At 36.2% G+C, this 3,502-nt stretch carries 4 protein-coding genes; all 4 read left to right on the top strand.

Going from position 1 to position 3,502, the window contains the following annotated elements; all coding sequences use genetic code 11:
• Positions 1-580 (top strand): lipoate--protein ligase (locus AC1DJR_RS22365; protein ID WP_477003530.1); only part of this gene is annotated, 580 nt, incomplete at its 5' end.
• 168 nt (positions 581-748) lie between these two features.
• Positions 749-1,192, top strand: coding sequence for a hypothetical protein (locus AC1DJR_RS22360; RefSeq protein WP_016101568.1), 444 nt, complete (start codon positions 749-751; stop codon positions 1,190-1,192).
• 146 nt (positions 1,193-1,338) lie between these two features.
• Positions 1,339-2,871: a fatty acid--CoA ligase family protein gene (locus AC1DJR_RS22355; RefSeq protein WP_477003529.1), complete on the top strand. Its 1,533-nt coding sequence runs from the start codon at positions 1,339-1,341 to the stop codon at positions 2,869-2,871.
• A gap of 124 nt (positions 2,872-2,995) precedes the next feature.
• Positions 2,996-3,247 (top strand): hypothetical protein, encoded by a 252-nt coding sequence (locus tag AC1DJR_RS22350; RefSeq protein WP_477003528.1) that lies wholly within the window; start codon positions 2,996-2,998, stop codon positions 3,245-3,247.
• Positions 3,248-3,502 lie beyond the last annotated feature (255 nt).

The raw sequence follows: 3,502 nt of genomic DNA, 5'->3' as shown, positions 1-3,502 counted from the left end.
GTTTTCAACGAAAGGTCGTATGTTTAGTCACGGTACGTTACTATTTGACTCTGAAATCGATCACGTCGTATCAGCACTTAAAGTGAAAATGGATAAGATTCAATCAAAAGGAATTAAATCAATCCGTAGCCGCGTTGCGAACATTACAGAGTTCTTAAACGAAAAAATGACGACAGAAGAGTTTAGACAACTTCTTCTAGAAACAATTTTCGAAGGTGAAACAGAAATTCCAACGTACGAATTAACAGAAAATGATTGGAAAGAAATCCATAAACTTTCTGAAGAGCGCTACCAAAATTGGGATTGGAACTACGGAAAATCTCCGAAGTTCAACTTACAACATTCACACCGCTTCCCAGTTGGACAAGTTGACGTTCGTCTTGAAGTGAAAAAAGGAACAGTAACAGAATGTAAAATTTACGGTGATTTCTTCGGATCACTAGATGTTCATGACATTGAAGAACGTCTAACAGGCGTACAATTTGATAAAGATACATTCACTGTAGCTTTAGAAGGCGTAGATATCGCGCGCTATTTCGGTAATATTACAACAGAAGATTTCTTGCATTTATTCTTCTAAAAATAAGGGAGGCTGCCGTAACGGGCAGCCTCTTTTTTGCGTAGATTGTCACGTTTTATCGGTAAGTCGATATATTTTAAAAATCGCTTATATAATTTCATTCACCATAAAATCACAGGACATTTGCCCCTCATAAAGGAATATATATTCAAAAGGAGGCGAATTGAAATGAAAAGGATAATGTACGTTGTATTACTGCTCAGCTTCGTCATCGGAATGACAGCCTGTAACGATGAAACGTCCTCAAGTCGCACACTTTTATCTATTGGAAAGCCAGGGAGGGATAATGTCATATATTTTACGCATACGGATAACAAACGAAAGATAGATGATATACAAACTATGTTTCAAAATAAGAAATGGAAAAGAAATGAAGCTTTTAGTACGATGAATAAAACGCCAGATCTTGTTTTGTCAATAGATGAGGCCAATACCGGGTTACTGACATTATATGTAACATTGTTTTTTCATGAAAACGGAGCGGATGCAATCAACTTGTATGGGGAGCATACGAGCTTGAATAAAGAGGAACTAGAAAAACTTAGTGAAAAGATGAGTGCATATTATCTTGAAATGATTTTAGCCTTTGGTTCATCATTTGCTAACGAATGAAATTTCCGTATCCTTCCAAAGAGAGTCAACAGGAGGTGATCGTTGTATATGCAGTTAATGGAATATCACTTGCTACTTTAATTTTCTTTTAATATAATTAATTTAGAATTTTTAAATATTCTAAATTTTATAAAGGTGGGATTTGTGTGAATCTCGTTCAATCTTTGGCTGAAACGGCAAAAAATAAGGGGGATAAACCGGCATACATATTTATGGATCAGTCGGTCTCGTATGACCAATTAAACAAAGTGGTCACTAGGTTTTCTAGTAATTTAGCAAAAATGGGCATTGGAAAAGGGGACAATGTCGCATTAGCTGTAGGCAATTCACCACATTTTTTAGTCGGTTTATACGGAACRATGAAAGCYGGAGCAACTGTCATTCCAATTAATCCAATTTATACAGCAGACGAAATACATTACATATTACAAAATGGAGATGTAAAAACAATCATCGTACTCGACGTCCTTCTACCTGTTATACAATCTCTTACAACAAGACTTCCTTCACTWGAGAAYATCATCATATGCGAAACCTCATCAGATTTTAATCATATAGAAACCGAAAAAATGAAAACGTTTACTAGTTTTATAGGAACTGGAGATGTAACTTACGAAGGTCCGGAACTAGATGAAGAAGATGTAGCTGTTATTTTATACACTTCAGGTACAACTGGAAAGCCAAAAGGCGCTATGTTAACACATAAAAATTTATATAGTAACGCAAGCGATGTTGCGTCATATTTACAATATACTGCGGACGATCGCGTCGTTGCAGCGCTGCCGATGTTCCATGTGTTCTGTTTAACAGTCGCAGTAAATGCGCCGATTGTGAACGGGGCAACAATTTTAATGTTACCGAAGTTTAGTCCGAAAGAAGTATTCCGTATTTGTCGTACATATGAACCAACGATTTTTGCGGGTGTACCGACAATGTACAATTACTTATATTTATTTGAAGAAGCGAGCGCAGAAGATGTGAAGACACTTCGCCTTTGTATTTCAGGTGGTGCGTCAATGCCTGTTGCCCTTCTGCAAAACTTTGAAAAACGTTTTGGCGTTATCGTTTCAGAAGGATACGGTTTATCAGAAGCATCACCAGTTACTTGTTTTAATCCGTTAGACCGTCCTCGTAAACCAGGATCTATTGGCACAAATATTTGGCATGTAGAAAATAAAATTGTGAGCGAACTTGGTGAAGAGGTACCTGTTGGTGCAGTTGGGGAGTTAATTGTTCGCGGACCTAACGTTATGAAGGGTTACTATAATGCGCCAGAAGATACTGCGGCGACACTTAAAGATGGCTGGCTATATACAGGAGACTTAGCGAAAATGGATGAAGAAGGTTACTTCTATATCGTCGATCGCAAAAAAGATATTGTCTTAGTTGGCGGTTATAACGTATATCCTCGTGAAGTRGAGGAAGTATTATAYACTCAYGATTCGGTAGCTGAAGTTGTCGTAATYGGTGTTCCTGATGAAAACTTAGGAGAAGCAGTGCGAGCTTACGTCGTTCTGAAACAAACGAACGTAACAGAAGAAGARCTKATGCATTACTGCACGYTACATTTAGCGAAATATAAAGTGCCAAWGAGCATTGAGTTTTTAACAGAATTGCCGAAGAATACAACTGGTAAGTTGTTAMGAAGAGCTYTGAGAGAGAAGGCATTGCAAGTATAAAAATAAAGATATYCATCTCTATGACTACATGTTTAGAGATGGATATCTTTTTGTTTTTTAGAATTGACTAAGCTATAAGCCCATATATTTAAACCGTAATATGACTAATAAGGAGGAGATATACGTGGAGCAGAAGGAATTACGATTACGGAAAGTGCAATGTCTCATTTATGACATTATGGATGAAATGAATATGGAAAGTGAGAAGAAGAACTTAGAAACATTGCAAAAGGTAATTGATCACCTTTCAGGAGCGATTGAGGATTTAGTTGATCCATCAAGCACGTATTCTATCGATTATTTAGAGAGAAAGGTTCATACTGCTCATTATTTATTGTTTAAAAATGATCGGAAAGCATATTTATGTAGAAAATAAAAAAGATGGGCTTTTATTTTTTTTTGTTTTTTTTTTTGTTCAATTGATAATGATTAAAAAAGATGTATTCATATATTTGTTGTTGATGGTGAAAGGGAATAGTTAGGGATATTTGTATAAGCCCCTGAAGCGATAAAATCAAATTCCAAGTTGACACATATGAATTCCGGAATTAAAATGAAAAGAAATCAAACAGAATACAATAGAAGCTCATCAGAGAAACTGAAGGCGCACAACGTTCACTTTTGTGAATAG

Source organism: Bacillus sp. 05T31, assembly GCF_056396725.1.
This window is presented reverse-complemented; position numbering and strand designations above follow the sequence as displayed.

Coding starts and splice junctions, on each gene's coding strand:
- AC1DJR_RS22360 (WP_016101568.1), top strand. CDS start 749: ATGAAAAGGATAATGTACGTTGTATTACTGCTCAGCTTCGTCATCGGA.